General features: G+C 63.8%; 15 protein-coding genes. 7 read left to right on the plus strand and 8 right to left on the minus strand.

Features of this window, described 5'->3' with window-relative positions; genetic code table 11:
* Nucleotides 1-329 precede the first annotated feature (329 nt).
* Entirely contained in the window at nucleotides 330-836 is a 507-nt protein-coding gene (gene ssb / locus H7A19_07320; GenBank protein MCP5474640.1) for a single-stranded DNA-binding protein, read from the minus strand.
* Between the two features lie 148 nt (nucleotides 837-984).
* Here ssb and H7A19_07325 point away from each other — a divergent pair, with 148 nt between their 5' ends.
* The 4 genes from H7A19_07325 to H7A19_07340 all read left to right on the plus strand — a co-directional run bounded on the left by H7A19_07325 (nucleotide 985) and on the right by H7A19_07340 (nucleotide 6,620).
* Nucleotides 985-2,004, plus strand: coding sequence for a polyprenyl synthetase family protein (locus H7A19_07325; protein MCP5474641.1), 1,020 nt, complete (start codon nucleotides 985-987; stop codon nucleotides 2,002-2,004).
* 94 nt (nucleotides 2,005-2,098) lie between these two features.
* Complete coding sequence (locus tag H7A19_07330; GenBank protein ID MCP5474642.1) at nucleotides 2,099-3,136, plus strand: energy transducer TonB; 1,038 nt, start codon at nucleotides 2,099-2,101, stop codon at nucleotides 3,134-3,136.
* Between the two features lie 64 nt (nucleotides 3,137-3,200).
* Nucleotides 3,201-4,217, plus strand: a complete 1,017-nt coding sequence (locus H7A19_07335; GenBank protein ID MCP5474643.1) for a GGDEF domain-containing protein — start codon at nucleotides 3,201-3,203, stop codon at nucleotides 4,215-4,217.
* Nucleotides 4,218-4,307: 90 nt separating this feature from the next.
* The gene (locus tag H7A19_07340) at nucleotides 4,308-6,620 is read left to right on the plus strand and encodes an MFS transporter (GenBank protein MCP5474644.1); all 2,313 of its coding nucleotides are present in this window, start codon (nucleotides 4,308-4,310) and stop codon (nucleotides 6,618-6,620) included.
* Between the two features lie 234 nt (nucleotides 6,621-6,854).
* Here the strand turns inward: H7A19_07340 and ltrA are convergent, their stop codons facing one another.
* From ltrA to H7A19_07365, 5 genes are all read right to left on the minus strand, one after another.
* Nucleotides 6,855-8,180, minus strand: coding sequence for a group II intron reverse transcriptase/maturase (ltrA, locus tag H7A19_07345; protein ID MCP5474645.1), 1,326 nt, complete (start codon nucleotides 8,178-8,180; stop codon nucleotides 6,855-6,857).
* Nucleotides 8,181-8,946: 766 nt separating this feature from the next.
* Nucleotides 8,947-9,831 carry a hypothetical protein gene (locus H7A19_07350; GenBank protein MCP5474646.1) on the minus strand — a complete coding sequence of 295 codons (885 nt, stop codon included), beginning with the start codon at nucleotides 9,829-9,831 and terminating at the stop codon, nucleotides 8,947-8,949.
* A gap of 224 nt (nucleotides 9,832-10,055) precedes the next feature.
* A complete protein-coding gene (locus tag H7A19_07355; protein MCP5474647.1) occupies nucleotides 10,056-10,625 on the minus strand; it encodes a dCTP deaminase in 570 nt (189 codons plus the stop codon).
* 8 nt (nucleotides 10,626-10,633) lie between these two features.
* Nucleotides 10,634-11,146 (minus strand): peptidylprolyl isomerase, encoded by a 513-nt coding sequence (locus tag H7A19_07360; GenBank protein MCP5474648.1) that lies wholly within the window; start codon nucleotides 11,144-11,146, stop codon nucleotides 10,634-10,636.
* A gap of 27 nt (nucleotides 11,147-11,173) precedes the next feature.
* Nucleotides 11,174-11,581, minus strand: coding sequence for a DUF350 domain-containing protein (locus H7A19_07365; GenBank protein MCP5474649.1), 408 nt, complete (start codon nucleotides 11,579-11,581; stop codon nucleotides 11,174-11,176).
* 239 nt (nucleotides 11,582-11,820) lie between these two features.
* Between H7A19_07365 and H7A19_07370 the strand changes: the two genes are divergently transcribed.
* Together H7A19_07370 and nth are read left to right on the plus strand one after the other, a co-directional pair.
* A complete protein-coding gene (locus H7A19_07370) occupies nucleotides 11,821-12,462 on the plus strand; it encodes a hypothetical protein (protein ID MCP5474650.1) in 642 nt (213 codons plus the stop codon).
* A gap of 117 nt (nucleotides 12,463-12,579) precedes the next feature.
* Complete coding sequence (gene nth / locus H7A19_07375) at nucleotides 12,580-13,233, plus strand: endonuclease III (protein MCP5474651.1); 654 nt, start codon at nucleotides 12,580-12,582, stop codon at nucleotides 13,231-13,233.
* 427 nt (nucleotides 13,234-13,660) lie between these two features.
* Here the strand turns inward: nth and H7A19_07380 are convergent, their stop codons facing one another.
* Together H7A19_07380 and H7A19_07385 are read right to left on the minus strand one after the other, a co-directional pair.
* Nucleotides 13,661-14,077, minus strand: coding sequence for a hypothetical protein (locus H7A19_07380; GenBank protein ID MCP5474652.1), 417 nt, complete (start codon nucleotides 14,075-14,077; stop codon nucleotides 13,661-13,663).
* A 16-nt stretch (nucleotides 14,078-14,093) separates the two neighbouring features.
* Entirely contained in the window at nucleotides 14,094-14,576 is a 483-nt protein-coding gene (locus H7A19_07385; protein MCP5474653.1) for a glutathione peroxidase, read from the minus strand.
* 131 nt (nucleotides 14,577-14,707) lie between these two features.
* Here H7A19_07385 and H7A19_07390 point away from each other — a divergent pair, with 131 nt between their 5' ends.
* Nucleotides 14,708-17,608, plus strand: a complete 2,901-nt coding sequence (locus tag H7A19_07390) for a hypothetical protein (protein MCP5474654.1) — start codon at nucleotides 14,708-14,710, stop codon at nucleotides 17,606-17,608.
* Nucleotides 17,609-17,716: the final 108 nt, after the last annotated feature.

Below are 17,716 nucleotides of genomic sequence, written 5' to 3' on the forward strand. Positions count from 1 at the left end.
GCAAACAATGAACACTGAGATCTGAGGCAAGTCACGACCTGACCGTGCCTGGCTTTTCCCGGCCACATGTCTTCAGGTGCAATGATAGCGACCGATCACCCGTATGGATGGCCTCGCTGCGTTTTCCATGAACCGTGTCACAGGTAGAAGCAGTCTTAATCGCGAGGAGCGCAGTGAGAGATCAGCCCAGTTCGTCTGAGGGGCCGCTTGTAAATTACTTCGCTGCGCTCTGCATGAACCCATCTCGCGGGTTCATGATTTTCCTGTGCCGATTTGGTGCGCCGTGATGCTGCACCAGGCCAGACTGTTGGAGCACATTCCGTCCGCGATCAGAACGGGATGTCGTCGTCGAAATCATCCGGCGGCGGAGCTTCGCGGCGGGGCTCGGGGCGACTGCTCTGGCCGCCTGAAGAACTCGGACCGGCGCTGCGTTGCGGGCGTTCGGACGGGCCGCGGCTGCCGCCGCCGCTGCGTTCGCCGCCGCCACCGCCCTCGCCACCGGTACCGAGCATCTGCAACTCGTTGGCAATGATGTCGGTGGAAAAGCGCTCGATGCCTTCCTTGTCGGTGTACTTGTCGGTGCGAATGCTGCCTTCGATGTACACCTGACGACCCTTGCGCAGGTATTCACCGGCAATTTCCGCGAGGCGGCCGAAGAACTTCACCCGGTGCCACTCGGTGCGCTCCTGCTGCTCGCCGGTCTGCTTGTCCTTCCAGCTTTCGCTGGTGGCAATGCGAATGCTGGTGATGGCGCCGCCGCCGGCGGTGTAGCGGGTTTCCGGATCAGCACCCAGATTGCCCACCAGAATGACCTTGTTGACACCTCTAGCCATGATTGCGTCCCTGTCTCGTTGCTTCCGTGGTAGGCGAACAATACTACCGCCGCGCCGGGCTGGCTTGGGCACTTCGTCGCTTCGCTCGTCAGATTCGGACGATGATCGTCGTCAGAAAATTCCTACGGGACGCATGGCTATACTGCGGGCCATGAATGCTCCTGCTGCCACTCCCGAGCTGGAAACAGCTCCGCCATTGAACCGATTTGCCGCCATCCAAACGCTGATGGCGGCCGACATGGCGCGCGTCGATGCGCTGATCCGCGCCGAACTGCGCTCTGATGTGGTGCTGATCAACCAGATTGGCGAACACATCATCGGTGCCGGTGGCAAGCGCTTGCGGCCCCTGCTGGTGCTGCTGAGCGCCCGCACGGGTGCCGATTGCAGCGAGTCGCACAGCGCTTGTCTGGCGGCCATCGTGGAATTCATACACACCGCCACGCTGCTGCACGATGACGTGGTCGACGAATCCGGGCTGCGCCGCGGGCGACAGACCGCCAACGCGCTGTGGGGCAATGCCGCCAGCGTGCTGGTCGGCGATTTCCTGTACTCGCGTTCGTTCCAGATGATGGTGCGACTGGAACAGATGTCGGTGATGAGTGTGCTGGCGGACACCACCAATGCCATTGCCGAGGGCGAGGTGCTGCAGTTGCTGCACATCGGCGATCCTGACCTGTCGGAGGCCCGTTATTTCGACGTGATCCGGCGCAAGACCGCCATCCTGTTTGCGGCCGCCTGCCGACTGGGCGGCATTGCTGCCGGATTGCCTCAAGCGGCACAGGATGCCCTGCATCGCTACGGCATGGCCTTGGGCATCGCCTTCCAGATCGCCGACGACGTGCTCGACTATGTAGGCGACAGTGCGAAGATCGGCAAGCATCTGGGCGACGATCTGGCCGAGGGCAAGGTCACTCTGCCGCTGATCATCGCCCAGCGCCGCGGCACGGCTGAGCAGGTGGACTTGCTGCGCGCTGCCATCCGCGATGGTGACCGCGAAGCGCTGCCCGGCGTGATCGCGGCCATCCGCGAGACCGACGCGCTGGACGAGTCACTGGCCTGTGCCCGCGAACATGCGCGCAGCGCCCATGAGGCACTGTCGTCCTTGCCGGCTTCGCGCTATCGCGATGCACTGGCAGATCTGGCGGACTATTCGATCTCGCGCATCAGTTGATCGATCCGGCCGAATCGCCTGCTGTTATTTCCCTGCAATAGCCCCGACATGCGACTCGGGCATCTTTGACTGCCGCTTTGCCGACAGCCAAGCAATGCCCCAGCGCGACACTGATCCCTCCGCACCCTTGGCGCACACCTTGCTGAAGGTGGCTTTGCCGGCCGTCGCCGTCAGCGCACTGCTGGTTCTGGGCGCCTGGTGGCTGTACACAGGCAATGCACCGGATTCCGTATCGCCGACCTCGACCGATCGCGCCAGCACAACCACCGCCACGCGCACCAGCGAGGCCAGGCCATCGGACGATCCGATGCTCGCAGCCCGCAACGCCCTCAACGAGCAACGGGTGCTGGCACCCCCGGGCGACAATGCGGTCGAGTACTACCTGCAGGCGCTGAGCCAGGATCCTGACAATGTCGCGGCACGGCAGGCCTTGCTGGAACTGATCCCGACGGCAGCCGATGCCGTACAAGGCAGCATCAGCGCGGGTGAACTGGACGAGGCGCAGCGCCGTCTGGACTTGCTCAAGCGCATGGGCATCAGCGAGCTCCGTCTGAATCTGGTCCGCAATGAGCTGGCCAACGCCAGGGCCCAGCGCGAGCAACAGGCTGCCATGGCGCTGGCCCGAGAGGCGGAGTCCGTCGCGGCAACCAATCCGGCCGCGGATGTGCCCCCCGTGCGGACTACCCCAATTCCTTCTGCCGCGCCCCCGGCAGCGGCATCGACTCTCCGCGCAGACGCCAGTTCGGCGGCACCCGCGCAGAGCAATTCACCCGCGCCAGCGATGCCCGCGCCTGCGGCCACGGAACCAGTGCCGACAGCAGCCACTGTGGCTGCGCCAGTACTGCGAGTCGAAGAGCCCCGGCAGATCGTCGACGCTGCGCCCGCCTATCCCTCGCAAGCACTGCAACGCCGGATCGAAGGCGTCGTCGAACTGGAGTTCCGGGTGGAACGAGATGGTTCGGTCAGCGACATCCAGGTGGTCGCCAGCGACCCTCCACGCATGTTCGACCGCGAAGCAGTGCGCGCGGCCCAGCGCTGGCGCTTCGAGCCGCGTCGCGAGAACGGCGTCGCCGTGGAATCGCGTGTGCGCAAATCCTTGCAATTTCGACTGAAATCGAGCCGCGCAGGCTGAACGGCGGCCTTTGGCGCTTCGGAATTTGCAGATACCATGGGCGCAGATCTCAACGGCGTCCCTGATGTCCTTGTCCAGCGATTCCTTCCTCAGCCTGCGCGAGCAGCTTCGCTGGCGTATGGCGATAGTGCTGGTCGTCTTGATCATCGTGCTGATGGTGGCGCTGGGATTGTTGAATTCCAGGCTGGGACTGGCTGACACCGCCTTCCTGTCATGGGCCGTCCTGGCGGTCATGACCGGCTGCCTGATTGCCATGCTGGCGCTGCCCAGGGATCTGGGAGGACGGCTGTTCTTCGTGGTCACGGCGCTGGCGCTGGTCGGCGTGATTGCTTTCGGCTACTACCACCAGCGGCCGATGCAGCACTGGGCCTACATGTTCCCGGCAGTGATCGCCTTTCTGCTGCCGTCGAGCACGGCCCTGGTGCTGATGCTGACCTACGGCATCTACGTCAGCATCATCGGCGCGCAGCTGATGGCAGGCATCGAAGTGGTGCGCTTTGCCAGTGGCTATGGCCTGCTGGTGTGCTTCCTGTACACCTTTGCCTTGCTCGAAGAGCGCGCAGCGGCACTGCTGCGCTACCACTCGGATCACGATGCACTGAGTGGCTGCCTCAACCGGCGCACTTTCAACGAGACCATTGCCCAGATCGAGCACCGGCACGAGCGCTGCACCTTCCTGCTGATCGACATCGATCACTTCAAGCAGATCAACGACCAGCGTGGTCATCTGTTCGGGGATCGCATCATCACCGCCGTGGCCAGCGTGCTGTCGCAGACGCTGGAGGGCGAAGCCAGACTCTATCGATACGGCGGCGAGGAATTCGCCATCCTCTGGCTGGAGGCTGATCTCGATGCCGGCGTCGCGCTCGCGGAACGCATCAGGGCCACGGTGGCGGCGCACGATTTCCATGGCCTGAAAGTGACAGTCAGCATCGGCGTCAGCCATTGGACCCTGAATGATGGCGCCATTGCCGGCGCGCTGGGGCGGGCCGACGACGCTCTTTACAGTGCCAAGCATCAGGGCCGGAATCGCGTGGTTGGCGCCAACGCAAGGCCGCAGGTATTGCCGGCGAGCGCCTGAACCGGCGCCATCCGGCACGGCTGCGGTGCCGCGAATGCGCCTCGGCGCTCCGCGCTGCAACCGCTATGCTTCACGCCCTCTGAACATGCGATGCCGCGCGCTTGCTGTTCCTTTTTCCTTTTTCCTTTTTCCTTTTTCCTCTTCCCGGCTCCCATGTCCCTCTCCCGCAGCAAACAGCTCAACCGCGCCGAAGTGGTCGATCAGAACTTCGTGCAAACCGTCCGCAGCTGGCAAGGTCGCGCAAGCACAGGTCCGCGCCAGGACGATCAGCCGCTCTGCGCCGGCACCCGTCTCAGCGTGGGCGCCTTCCGGGAGCTGTTCGAGTCGCAGCTGATCAGCCGCCATCTGGATCTGATGGCCCGTGTGCTTCGAGTGCAGAACAAGGTGTTCTACACCATTGGCAGTTCCGGTCATGAAGGCAATGCCCTGGTGGCGCGATTGACTCGGCACACCGACCCGGCCTTCCTGCACTACCGTTCCGGCGGCTTCATGGCCGAGCGCTTCCGCAAGCTGCCGGGCATGGATCCGATTCAGGATTCGGCATTGTCCTTTGCCGCCAGCAAGCTCGATCCGGCCTCCGGTGGTCGCCACAAGGTCTGGGGCAGCAAGCCGCTGTGGGTGTTGCCGCAAACCTCGACCATTGCCAGCCATCCGCCCAAGGCCTTCGGCACGGCCATGGCCATCGACCAGGCCAAGCGCATCGGCCATGAGTTGCCGATCCCGGACGACAGCATCGTCATCTGTAGTTTCGGGGATGCCAGCGCCAACCACGCCACGGCCCAGGGCGCCTTCAACGCCGCCGAATGGGCCGGCTACCAGCAGATCAAGGCGCCGGTGCTGTTCGTCTGCGAAGACAATGGCATCGGCATCTCGGTGCGCTCCCCCACTGGCTGGATCGCACACAGCTTCGCGCAACGCCAGCACATGAAGTACTTCTTTGCGGACGGCCTCGATCTGGCGCAGGGGTACGACCAGGTCGCCGCGGCCGTCGATTACTGCCGGCGCGAGCGCAAGCCCACCTTCCTGCACCTCAAGACCACGCGTTTGATGGGCCACGCCGGCACCGATTTCGAGATCGAGTACCGCGCCTTCGAGGACATCTGGGCCGGCGAGGCGGCTGATCCGCTGCTCCGCTCGGCGAGCCTGGCGCTGGAGCATGGGGTGTACACGGCAGACGAACTGCTGGCCCATTACGAATCGATCCGGGCACGCTGTTTTGCCGCCGCCGAGGCCGCCGATCAGACGCCGAAGCTGACCGAACTGGCTGACGTGATCGCCCCACTGGCACCCTACAGCCCGAATGCGGTGATGGCCGAAGCCACCCGCATACCCAGCGATGAGGCCCGGGCCGCGGTCTTCGGCGCCACGCTGCCTGAGGCGCAGCCGGCGCGGCATCTGGCCATCGTGATCAATCAGGCGCTGCATGATCTGATGATCAAGTATCCGCAATCGCTGCTGTTCGGCGAGGATGTCGCCCAGAAAGGCGGTGTTTACACCATCACCAAGGGCCTGTGGCAAAAATTCAAGGGCGCCCGGGTGTTCAACACCCTGCTCGACGAGACCACGATTCTGGGTCTGGCGCAGGGCCTGGCCAACCTCGGCATGTTGCCGATTCCGGAAATTCAGTATCTGGCCTACTACCACAACGCCTGCGATCAGCTGCGCGGCGAAGCCGCTTCACTGCAGTTCTTCAGCAACGATCAGTTCCGCAACCCCATGGTCATCCGCATGGCCGGCCTGGGTTATCAGAAGGGCTTCGGCGGGCATTTCCACAACGACAACTCGATGGCGGCGCTGCGCGACATCCCGGGTCTGACCATTGCCTGCCCCAGCCGCGGCGACGATGCTGCGATGATGCTGCGCACTTTGATGGCGCTGTCCGTCGTGGACGGCCGCGTGTCGGTGTTCCTGGAACCGATCGCGCTGTACATGACCAAGGATCTGTACGAACCCGGCGACGGCCTTTGGCAGACCAGCTATCCAGCCCCGGACCAGGCCATCGCCATTGGCGAACCGCGACTGTACGAACCTGAAAACACCGACCTGCTGATCATCAGCTACGGCAACGGCATGCCGATGAGCCTGCGGGTGGCCCGTCAATTGGAAGAGGAACGCGGCATCAAGAGCCGGGTCATGGACCTGCGCTGGCTGCAACCCTTGAACGACGCCGCCATCGCTGAGCATGGTCGCGCCTGCGAGCGCATCCTGATCGTTGACGAGGGACGCAAGAGCGCTGGCGTGGGTGAAGGCGTGATCACGGCGCTGATCGAAGGCGGCTGCGGCGGCAAGCCGATCAAGCGCGTCTGCGGCACCGACACCTACACCCCGCTCGCCGGCGCTGCCAATCTGGTGCTGCCCAACGACGCCGCGATCAAGGAAGCGGCGGAAGCGTTGCTCGGCTAGTCCGCGCAGGGCACGCCGGGTCTGTGTGACACGCGCAGCGCCGGTAGGTCACGATGCCCGCGACGCAGGCCGTGGGTGCCAGGGCTCCTGCTTCGCGTAGCCCGATGTGCGGCGCAGCCGCTCACCGGGACTCTTCCGCTTCATCGCCCGCAGAGCGCTACGCGCACTTCGGGCTACACAAGCCCAAGCCACCTCGGCCTAGTCGAGTAGCTAAACCTTTACAGGCTTTCGCCCTCACAGATCCGGACGGGCGGATTTCCCGCATCCGGCTCTTCCAAGCAGGTAACCCGGCGAGACCGGGAGCCAATCATCCGGGTGGGTGATGCGGGGAGTCGGCAGCGCGAAGTGAGTGTCGACCAGCGCCACCACGACGGGGAGACGAGACGTCTGACTGCGCTTCATCAGCACACTGATCCAGATCGCTCGCACCGCGGCGCGGAAACGCTTGAGCGCATCCATGTTGCCGCGCACGCCGTAGTACGCGTAGTGGCCTTTCAATTTGGCACTCAGTTCAGCCCACTGTGTGCGCAAGGGATCGTGCAGGTGCGCGCGGCACCACTCACGGGCGAGCGTCAGGCTGCGCCGGAAGCGCTTCGCCATCGTTTGACGTCGCACCAGATAGCGGCCCTGGCGATCCTGGCCGGCGATGTGCGTGAACCCGAGAAAGTCGAAACTCCCGGATTTGCCCCCGCCCGGCGGTGTGCGGCCGAAACCCAGCAAGCGGGTCTTGGCCACATTCATCTCCAGCCCGTAGCGCGCCAGACTCGTCTCCAGTACCGCTCGCAGCGCTACCGCATCCTCCTCATGCTCGAACATCAGGACTGCGTCATCGGCATAGCGCACCATGTACACCTCGCCGCGCGCCGCTGTCCGACGCCATTCCACCACCACCTCGTCCATCGCCTCATGCAGCACGATGTTCGCCAGTAGCGGGGAAATCGGCGCCCCTTGCGGCGTGCCGCACGTTTGCCGTGTCCGCTTGCCATCCTGCTCCACCACCCCGACCGTCAGCCATTTGTCGATCAGTCGCAACAGACTGCGATCGGTCACCCTGCGCCTGATTGCCTGTCGCAATGCCTCGTGCTCGATGCGATCGAAACACTGCTTCAGATCCAGGTCCAATACCCAGTTCACGCGTCCTTTCTGCAGCACCGTCTGCACCGCCTGCAAGGCCATATGCGCACTGCGCTGCGGCCTGAAGCCATAGCTCAGCCCTCGGAAGTCGGCTTCGAAAATGCTGTTCAGCACCTCGGTCACCGCGCCTTGTACGACCTTGTCCTCCACGCACCAGATCGATAACGGCCGGTCGCTGCCATCCGCTTTCTTGATCGTCGCGCGCTTCGCCGGCTGCGCTCGGTACTGACCCGTGCGCAGTCGCTCATGCAGTTGCTGCAGCCGTGCCGCCAATCCTTTTCCATAGCTGGCCTTGCTCTCGCCGTCGATGCCCTTTGCCGCGTCCGCCCGCAAGCCGCGGTAAGCACGCAACAACGAGCCCTCATCGAGCAAGTGGGCCAGCGACGTGAACTGCTCCTCCGGATGGGCTCGCGCCCTCTCCTGCACCCGCCGAAGTCTTGGGCAGATGGGTTCCCACCTCAGCGTGCGGCCCATCGTTCCCTCCCGCAGGATCCCTGCTCGGTGCCGCCCTTCGCTCCACCCACTCGCCAAACTGCGACTTCGCAGGCTTCATCACTACTACGACGACATCCGACTTCCCCATGCCATTGACCCCCCTGCACTCGGTTCTTGCCTTGTGCCGGGTGCCCACTTCCCTGTGGTGACACCGGGATCTCCTCTGTTCCACACCAATCCTGTACACCTCGATACGAGCCCATGCCCCCGGAAGGTCGATCTGGGTCAGGCATTTCGCCAGATCGTGTGGCCTGCGGAACTCGGGCGTAGCCCTCGGCACCTTCGACGATGAAATTTTCGGGGTTCAACCTCATACCTCTGTGTATTCCTGTCTACGCTTCGTACCCGCCGTTACCGGTCGCGCACGCAAGACTCGGTTACCACTGCCATGCCATTGGCTTCGTGGGTCGGCTTCATGCCAACTCGGATCGCGTGCAGCTTGCAGAGCGCACGCCCGCATTTCTCACACCTGCGCGAGCAGATGCCCCCAATCTTCTAGTGATAAAAGGGTATTCCGAGGCGCGCACCAGTCACGGAGTGTTTGGCTGCATCTGCCCGCTTTGCGGACCTCGCTGGTTCTTTGCGACTATCGCTGCGTTGCTCCTCCTCGCCATGGAATCACCATTCCTCGTCGTCGCGCCTTGCGCTAGTCGCAAAGCCCTGCGCGATCTTCCGCAACAGGTGTGAGAAATGCGGGCTAGGGCTGATCCTTGCGCCTGGCGTTTGCGGCTTCTTCGATCATTTCCTGACGTCGCTGCTCGATGATCCGCTCGATTTCAGCCTGGCGATCCGCAATTTGCGCCGGCGTTCCGCCCGACTCGGCCGCCTTCTGCTCGATGATCCGCTTCACCTCGGCCTCGCGCGCTGCCTGTTGGGCCGAGATGGCCGTGTTGTCCGCATAGGCCAGAGTGATCACTTGCTCCAGCAACTGCTTCTCGGCATCGCGCCAATGCTGAAAGCGCTGCCGGGCGCCGGCGGCGCTGTCGAGTTCAGGTGCATGGCTGCGTTGCGCTACTCGCCACCACGCCAATGCCGCCTCATCGTCGCCCAGACCGGCCAGCGCGATGGCCTTGGTGTACGGCACCCAGAACGGTTGTCCGCCATGCAGGCGCTCGGCCACGGACCAAGCCGCCAGCGCACCTTCGTAGTCGCGCAGATTCAGCCGAATCCAGCCCTCGGACCAATGCACTCCTACCGAATCGGGATAGCGTTGCTTGGCGGCCAGCATGCCTGCTTCGGCGCCGGCGCGGTCGCCCTGCAGACTCAGCAGATAGGGATAGCGCGTGGCGTCGCGCATGCCGGGGCTGGGACCCTTGGCCAGTCGCTCGGCCATGGCCATGTGCGAGGGTCGCGACGGCCGCCAGCGCGGATCGGCACCGCCGGCGACATCACTATCGCCATCGACATAGCGGGCATCGGCCGGGGGCAGCCGCTGGAAACCGACAGTGACATCGACAAAACCGCCTTCAGCTGGCTGCTCCGCTGTGGGTGGCGGGCTGCGAACGAAGTCCGTCTCTGACGCCGAGGCCCATGCGCCCGGATGGATGATCAGCACCGCCAAAGCCAGACCAGCGATTCGCATCAAGCCCACCATTAGTTACCAAAGGTAACGGAAGCATAGCTCTCGGGAATTGCAGGCGTCCAGCGCGTCGCCGGGGATGCTCCGCGCGGATCGACCGTTTCCGAGGCCATCCACCCGGGAAACCCCGATGCAACCGTCATTCCCCCGACAAGGCGCGTCAGCGAGAGTCCAGCCGCATCCTCCCAAACCAGTCTTCTGACCACTGACCGGATCCGATGCGGGCCTCAAGTCTTCGGCAGCGTCACGCCCTGCTGGCCCTGGTATTTGCCACCGCGGTCGCGGTAGCTGGTGGCGCAGACTTCGTCGGACTCGAAGAACAGCATCTGGGCCACGCCCTCGTTGGCGTAGATCTTGGCCGGCAGCGGCGTGGTGTTGGAGAACTCCAGCGTCACATGGCCTTCCCACTCGGGTTCCAGCGGCGTCACATTGACGATGATTCCGCAGCGCGCGTAGGTGCTCTTGCCCAGACACACGGTGAGCACACTGCGGGGAATGCGGAAGTACTCCACGGTGCGCGCCAGACAGAAGGAGTTGGGCGGAATGATGCACACCGGCCCCTTGAAATCGACGAAGCTGCGCTCGTCGAAGTTCTTCGGGTCGACGATGGTCGAGTTGATGTTGGTGAAGATCTTGAACTCGTCGGCGCAGCGCACGTCGTAGCCATAGCTCGACGTGCCGTAGGAAATCAGCCGTGTGCCGGCCTGATCGAGCCGCACCTGTTCCGGCGCGAAGGGCTCGATCATGCCGCTTGATTCGGCCATGCGCCGGATCCAGTGGTCACTCTTGATGGCCATGGTCGGACTCAGCGACGACTGTCGAGCACGCCGTTCCACTCGGCGACCTTGGCGCTGACCCTGGGGCTGGCCAGGAAGGCATCGACATCGCCCTCAATGGTGATCGAGTTGATGGCATCGCCCTGGCGAATGCTGTCGACGACATTCTGGCCTTCGGTGACTTCGCCGAACACGGTGTGCTTGCCGTCCAGATGCGGGGTCGGGCCGTGGGTGATGAAGAACTGGCTGCCGTTGGTGCCGGGGCCGGCATTGGCCATCGACAGGATGCCGGCCTTGCTGTGGCGCAGGCTGGAGACGAATTCGTCGCCGAAACGATAGCCGGGGCTGCCGCGACCGCTGCCTTCCGGGCAGCCACCCTGGATCATGAAGTTACTGATCACGCGGTGAAAGTTCAGACCATCGTAGAAGCCACGCTTGGCGAGGTTGGCGAAATTGGCCACCGTCAGCGGCGTCTGGTCGGGTGTCAGCGCCACGCGGATGGTGCCACGGGCGGTGTTGAATACAGCGGTCAGTGCGGTCATGGATACCTCGACGATTCAGGAAAGGATTCAGGCAAGCTGGGCGCCGGCGTTGATGATGCCGGCACTGAGCGACAGGGTGGCGGCCCAGAGGGCGACGGAGACTTGATTCTGCTCGATGGCCTGATGCAGGCCGCGGTGCATCAGTCGCAGCAGCACATAGGCACAAAATTGGACCAGCAGGGCCACACTACCCCATTGCGCCAGCTGCATCAGATCCTCGCTGCGGGCCATGGCCACGCCCACTGGCAGCGCAAATCCGAGCATGGCACCCGCCATCATGATGGCCGCGCTGACATTGCCGGCGCGAATCAGAGCCAGTTCGTCATGCGGCGTCGCGAAGGTGTAGAGCGTCCAGAACAGCGCGAGCAGCACCGCACCGGTCACAAGAAAGGTGACAAAGTTCGGCACGGTGCTGAGGTAGTTGGACATCATCATGTGTCTCCGACAAGCTTGTGAAGACTAGCAGCGACCCGAGAGATAGGCGACCAGAGGTCGGCCAGGCACCGGCCAAGATCAGGAAATCCACAGAAGCCTTGCAGTTGCCGGGCATTGACCACTCGACGCACACAAAACTGCAATGCGCTTATTGCACTTTCACGCGTTCTGCATCACCATTTTCAGTGATACGCCTTTAGAGCCGTACGTCTCCCGCCCAGTTCAGATTCGGAGCTACCATGATTCGTCAATCGCTGATCGCCCTTGCTCTCTCCGCTGTGATGGCCCCCGCCATCTCCCAGTCCGTCGTCAACGAAGTTGCGTTGAAGGCCACCACCCCGAACCCGCCGCGCACGGTCACCAGCCCGCGCGCTTCGGTGAATTACACCGGTGACAACACCAACGGCACCGATTGGGTTCGCCCCTTCGCAGACGGCACCTGCTGCTCCGGCCTGGGCCCGGTCAAGTTCGTGACGCAGGAATTCCACATTTCGGCGTCGGAAAGTTGCGATGTGCTCTCCGTGCAGAACGGCTGGGATGGCTATCTGTTCGTCTATCAGGCTCCCTTCGATCCGAACAACCAGACGGCCAATTTCGTGGCCGGTGATGACGACGGCGCCGGCGGCATCGGCACCTCGGACATCAACGGGGTCTCGCTGGCCGCTGATACCACTTATGTTGTGGTGACCACCGGCTTTCAAAACGGCGATGAGGGTACGTTCACCAACACCATCAACTGCCCGACCGCAACGGTCACGCTTGGCCCCTATGCGCCCGTCAATGCAGTTCCGGCGCCGACCATGAGCGCTGGCGGCTTGGCCGCTCTGGCGTTGGTGCTGGGTCTGGTGGGTCTGGTTGTGGTGCGCTCACGCGGCCAATAAGTTGCTGACATCGAGTTGCCTGCGCGGCAACTGAGAGAACGGACGCGGAAACGCGTCCGTTTTCATTTGCGACGCAGCTTGTGCCGACACCCAATACACTCGGCGATCCCGTCCTCAATGAACAAAGCCAAACGCACCGAGATCTTCCAGCGCCTGCGGGAACTCAATCCGGCGCCACGAACGGAACTGGAATACGCCACGCCCTTTCAGCTGCTGGTGGCGGTAGTGCTGTCGGCGCAGGCAACCGATGTGGGCGTGAACAAGGCCACGCGGCGTCTGTTCCCGGTGGCCGCCACACCCGCCGCCATGCTCGCGCTGGGAGAAGAGGGTCTGTGCGAAGCCATCCGCACCATCGGCCTGTTCCGCAGCAAGGCCCGCCATGTGATTCAACTGTGCCGGATGCTGATCGAGCAACACGGTGGCGAAGTACCTCAGGATCGCGCTGCGCTGGAAGCGCTGCCCGGCGTGGGTCGCAAGACTGCCAATGTGGTGCTGAACACGGCCTTCGGCCAGCCGACCATTGCCGTTGACACTCACATCTTCCGGGTCAGCAACCGCACCGGGATCGCACCGGGCAAGGATGTGCGCGAGGTCGAAGACCGACTCGACCGCCTGGTGCCGAGCGAATTCAAACTCGATTGCCATCACTGGCTGATCCTGCAGGGGCGCTATGTGTGCGTGGCGCGCAAGCCCCGATGCCCGATATGCCCGATCGCCGATCTGTGCGAATACAAGCACAAGACCCGGTCTGCCGCAGCCGACGAGCCGTAAACCGGGCTTGCCGCTCGCGGTGGGGTCCGTCGGACTTCCGACGTGGAGGGCGCCGCGCCGCGCCCCTCTTCGCGGCCGGCCTTGTCCACCGGTAGGAGCGCCCTTGCGGCGCGACCGCTGCTTCGAACGTGCGGTCTGCCGGTCGCGACGCGAGGTCGCTCCTACGCGCAAGCCTGTGGTTCAAGGACTGTGTGCCGTGTAGGGCCGAAACAGGTGGCTCTCCATGAACCCATATCGTAAGTAATTGATGCGTCATTGCGAGGAGCGCAGCGACGAAGCAATCCAGGGTAGCGCCGCACATCTCTGGATTGCTTCGCTACGCTCGCAATGACGCCGGGGGTTCACGGCCCGTGCGCAGTTTCAGGCCGCAACAGGTGGCTCGCAATGACGCGGGTAGTCGCAGGCCCAGAAGGGTCTGGACGCCTGTTCAACGCTTGCCTGCCAACACGCCACCCAGATATGCCGCCGGCCCCAGCACCAGCATTCCGGCCACCCAGAACCACAGCGGCGGCGGCAACATCAGATTGTTGGCGATGCCGGCCAAGGTCAGCAGCACACCGAGGATCAGCGCGTGCCGCAGGCCGGCGGCTGCGGCGATACGCCCAGTGACCCAGCCACCAGCGACGCCGCCAAGCAGCCAGCCCACCAGCACCACCACCATCGCCCCCGTCGGCACCGAGGCCATCAAGGCGCGTACCGCCTCGGGATTGGTCGCTATCCGCGCCGCCTTGCTCAGTTCCGGGTACAGCACGTGGCCGTTGAGCATCTCCACCAGCATCATGACCACACTGGCCACGATGAAGCCGAGGATGACGCTGACGACATTCTTCAACGCTGATCGCACGGGAGGCAGCCCTGCCTCAGCCCAGAGCCGCGGTGATGGTTGCCACCACCTCCGGCGCATCGGGTTTGACGGTCGGTGCGAAGCGGGCGATGACCTGACCATCGCGGCCGATCAGGAACTTCTCGAAGTTCCAGGAGATATTCCCCGGGAATTTGGCTTCGTCGCCGGCCAGCCATTGGTAAAGCGGATGCCGCTCCTCGCCGTTGACCTTGACCTTGCCGGACATCGGAAAGGTGATGTCATAGTTGAGCGTGCAGAACTGCTGGATTTCGGCTTCAGTGCCAGGCTCCTGTCCGGCGAACTGGTTGCACGGCACACCCAGCACCTCGAACCCGCGATCATTGAAGCGCCGATGCAGCGCTTCCAGCGCGGCATATTGCGGCGTCAGCCCGCAACGGCTGGCCACATTGACGATCAGCACCACCTCGCCTTCAAAGCGATCGAGCGGCAGTTCCCAGCCATCAATCCCGGGCAGGTGAAAGTCGGCAAGCTTGGACATGTGCAAATCAGCGGCAGCGGTCATCGGGACCGGGGGGTGCGAAGCATGCCACTGTCGGCGACAAAGCGTGTCACTGCGCCGACTCCGACGGGGTTTATGCTGTGGAGATTATCGACGCTGGATTCCGACCGATGCAACGTGCAACCCTCTCTCTTGTCCTGCTCGCGGGACTGACCTTCGTTGCCGGTACCACCTCGGCAAACGAAACGGCCCAAGTCACGCCCTATGCGCAGGACTGGTCCGGCGCGGCAATCACGGTCAACGACGACTGGTCGAGTGTTCCGGGCGTGGTCGGCTACCTCGGCGACATCAGCAGCAGCAGCACCACCGGGGTCGATCCGCAGACGCTGCTGCTTGACTATTCGACCGTTTCGGCGGTCGACGTCATTGCCAATCTCAGCAATACGGGCAGCACCGCCGGTGGCGTCGGCGATTTCGACAACTTGATGGATCCGGTAGTGGCCATGCAGGGCAGCGGCACCGCTGATGCCCCACACCTGCTGTTCTATCTGAACACGCTGAACCGCGAGAACATCCGCGTGCGCTACAACGTCCGCGACGTCGACGACGGCACCGACAACTCGGTGCAGCAGGTCGCCCTGCACTTCCGCGTCGGCGGCAGCGGCGGCTACACCAATGTTCCGGCCGCCTACGTGGCCGATGCCAGCGATGGCCCCAGTCTGACCAAGGTCACGCCGGTGGACGTGACTCTGCCGGCCGCGGCCAACAATCAGCCGCTGGTGATCCTGCGGATCATGACCACCAACGCCGCCGGCAGCGACGAATGGGTGGGCCCCGATGATGTGCTGGTCACCGGCAGCGGCCTCGGCGGTCTACCGATCATCAGCATCGGCGATGTTTCAGTGGCCGAGGGCAACACGCCCGGCGGCACCACCAGCTTCCAGTTCGCGGTGACGCTCGACGCGCCGGCGCCGGCCGGCGGCGTGCGCTTCGACGCCACCAGCGCCAGCGGCAGTGCCACCAGCGGCGATGATTTCGTGGCCATTGCGCTCAACGATGTCCTGATCCCGGCCGGACAGACCGGCGCCACGGTCGAAGTGCTGGTCAACCAGGATCTGATCGGCGAATCCGACGAGGACTTCACGGTCACGCTGTCCGATCTGGTCAATGCCTTTGCCGGCGATACCAGCGGCCGCGGTCTGATCCTCAACGATGATCCGCTGGAGATCTTCCAGATCCAGGGCAGCGGCACGAGCTCGCCGGTGGTCGGCAGCAGCGTCACCACGCTGGACAACAGCGTCACCGCCTTGGCACCGAATGGTTTCTTCATCCAGACACCCGCCAATCGTGACGACAACAATCTGGCGACCTCTAACGGCATCTTCGTGTTCACCGGCAGCGCCCCGGGCGTGGCGGTTGGCGACCGTGTCAATGTCAGCGGCACGGTGCAGGAGTTCTTCGAGTTCACCCAGATCAGTGGCTCGCCGACGGTGACTTTCGTCGGCACCGGCGCCGTGCCACCACCGGTGGTGCTGGATGCCAGCTTCCCCTCGCCGATGCTGTCCACGCCCTCGTGCTACAGCAACGCCAATGTCGAATTTGCCAACTTCGAATGCATCGAAGGCATGCGCGTGAGCATCGCCAATGGCGTGGTCAACGCGCCCAATCAGCGCTTTGGCACCGATCCGATTGCCGAGGCGGTGATCCAGGCCGGTCCGGACCGCGGCCTGCGCGAGCCCGGCCTGGAAACGCCGGGCTACGCGGGCATCGCCGCCACGATTCCGCTGTGGGATCTGAATCCCGAAACTTTCGAGCTCGATCCTGACAAGCTCGGCCTGCCCAACCAGGTGCTCTACGGCGGCACCCGCTTTGCCGCCGAGGGCGTGATTGGCTATGACTTCGGCGATTTCGAGATCTGGCCGAGCACCCTGACCATTCTGCAGGCCGCGCCGATGCCGCGCCCGGTCACCGCGCCGGCGCCGGGCAATCTGACCATCGGTTCGATCAACATGCTGCGCTTCTTCGATACCGACCAGAACAACAACTTCAACAACCCGGCCCAGCTCAACTGCTTCGGCAATTTCACCTGTACCAGCGTCAGCAACTGTGGCGAAGTCTCCGAGGAAGGCGAGTACAGCCGGCGCATGGGCAAGTTCTCGGCCTATGTCCGCAATGTGCTGCGCGCGCCCGATGTGGTCGCCGTGCAGGAGGTGGAGAATCTGGGCGTGCTGGAAACCCTGGTCGCCAAGATCGCGCAGGATGATCCTGGCATCGTCTACACCGCCTATCTGTCCGAGGGCAGTGATGTCGGCGGCATCGATTCGGGCTTCCTGGTGCGCAGCGGGCGGGTCAACCCTGGCTTCAGCGTGACCCAACTGGCCAAGGCCGAGCAGTTCACCTTCGATGTGCCGCCGTCCTGCCTGCACGACCGACCGCCCCTGCAGCTGACCGGTCAGTTCAGCGTCGGCGACCGGCCGTTCTCGGTGATCGTCAATCACACCCGCTCCTTCAGCGGCATCAACGACTGCCGTCCCGGTGCGCCCGGCGAGCGCCTGTGCAAGAAGCGCCTGGCCCAATCGGAGTCCATCGCCACCTTGATCCAGAGCTTCCAGACCAGCAATCCCACGGTGCCGCTGGTGATCATCGGCGACCACAACGCCTTCCAGTTCACCGACGGTCATGTCGATACCATCGGCACCATCCGCGGCACCGCGAAACTGGCCGGCGACCCCAATCCGGACAGCCTGCTGGCACCGGTGGCCGACATCGTCGAACCCAATCTCAGCAATGCCGCCGACTCGGTGCCGGCCAACGACCGCTACAGCTACTTCTTCGGCCGCGCCGTGCAGCTGATCGATCACGCGCTGCTGTCGACAGCCGCACAGAACGTCTTCGTCGGCCTGAGCTACGCCCGCGCCAATGTCGATGCGCCGCTATTGTTCGAGCGCACCTCCGCCAACGTGCTGACCTATGGCGAGGACATGCTGCACAGCGGCTTCGAGGCTCCCAACGAATGGAGCCCGCTCAGAGTCTCGGATCACGATGGGCTGGTGATCCGGTTGTTCCCCTAGGCCGGATGCTTCTGCAGGTCCGGACTTGTCTGGACGGTTCTGGCAGAGACGGTTTGGGTAGGTTGGGCTAAGGCCGCAGGCCGTGCCCAACGCTTTCACGCGCCGATG

Source organism: Rhodanobacteraceae bacterium (assembly GCA_024234055.1).
Classification (GTDB): Bacteria; Pseudomonadota; Gammaproteobacteria; order Xanthomonadales; family SZUA-5; genus JADKFD01.

Coding starts and splice junctions, on each gene's coding strand:
- H7A19_07325 (MCP5474641.1), top strand. CDS start 985: ATGAATGCTCCTGCTGCCACTCCCGAGCTGGAAACAGCTCCGCCATTG.
- H7A19_07330 (MCP5474642.1), top strand. CDS start 2,099: ATGCCCCAGCGCGACACTGATCCCTCCGCACCCTTGGCGCACACCTTG.
- H7A19_07335 (MCP5474643.1), top strand. CDS start 3,201: ATGTCCTTGTCCAGCGATTCCTTCCTCAGCCTGCGCGAGCAGCTTCGC.
- H7A19_07340 (MCP5474644.1), top strand. CDS start 4,308: ATGCCGCGCGCTTGCTGTTCCTTTTTCCTTTTTCCTTTTTCCTTTTTC.
- H7A19_07350 (MCP5474646.1), bottom strand. CDS start 9,831: ATGCGAATCGCTGGTCTGGCTTTGGCGGTGCTGATCATCCATCCGGGC.
- H7A19_07355 (MCP5474647.1), bottom strand. CDS start 10,625: ATGGCCATCAAGAGTGACCACTGGATCCGGCGCATGGCCGAATCAAGC.
- H7A19_07360 (MCP5474648.1), bottom strand. CDS start 11,146: ATGACCGCACTGACCGCTGTATTCAACACCGCCCGTGGCACCATCCGC.
- H7A19_07365 (MCP5474649.1), bottom strand. CDS start 11,581: ATGATGATGTCCAACTACCTCAGCACCGTGCCGAACTTTGTCACCTTT.
- H7A19_07370 (MCP5474650.1), top strand. CDS start 11,821: ATGATTCGTCAATCGCTGATCGCCCTTGCTCTCTCCGCTGTGATGGCC.
- nth (MCP5474651.1), top strand. CDS start 12,580: ATGAACAAAGCCAAACGCACCGAGATCTTCCAGCGCCTGCGGGAACTC.
- H7A19_07385 (MCP5474653.1), bottom strand. CDS start 14,576: ATGTCCAAGCTTGCCGACTTTCACCTGCCCGGGATTGATGGCTGGGAA.
- H7A19_07390 (MCP5474654.1), top strand. CDS start 14,708: ATGCAACGTGCAACCCTCTCTCTTGTCCTGCTCGCGGGACTGACCTTC.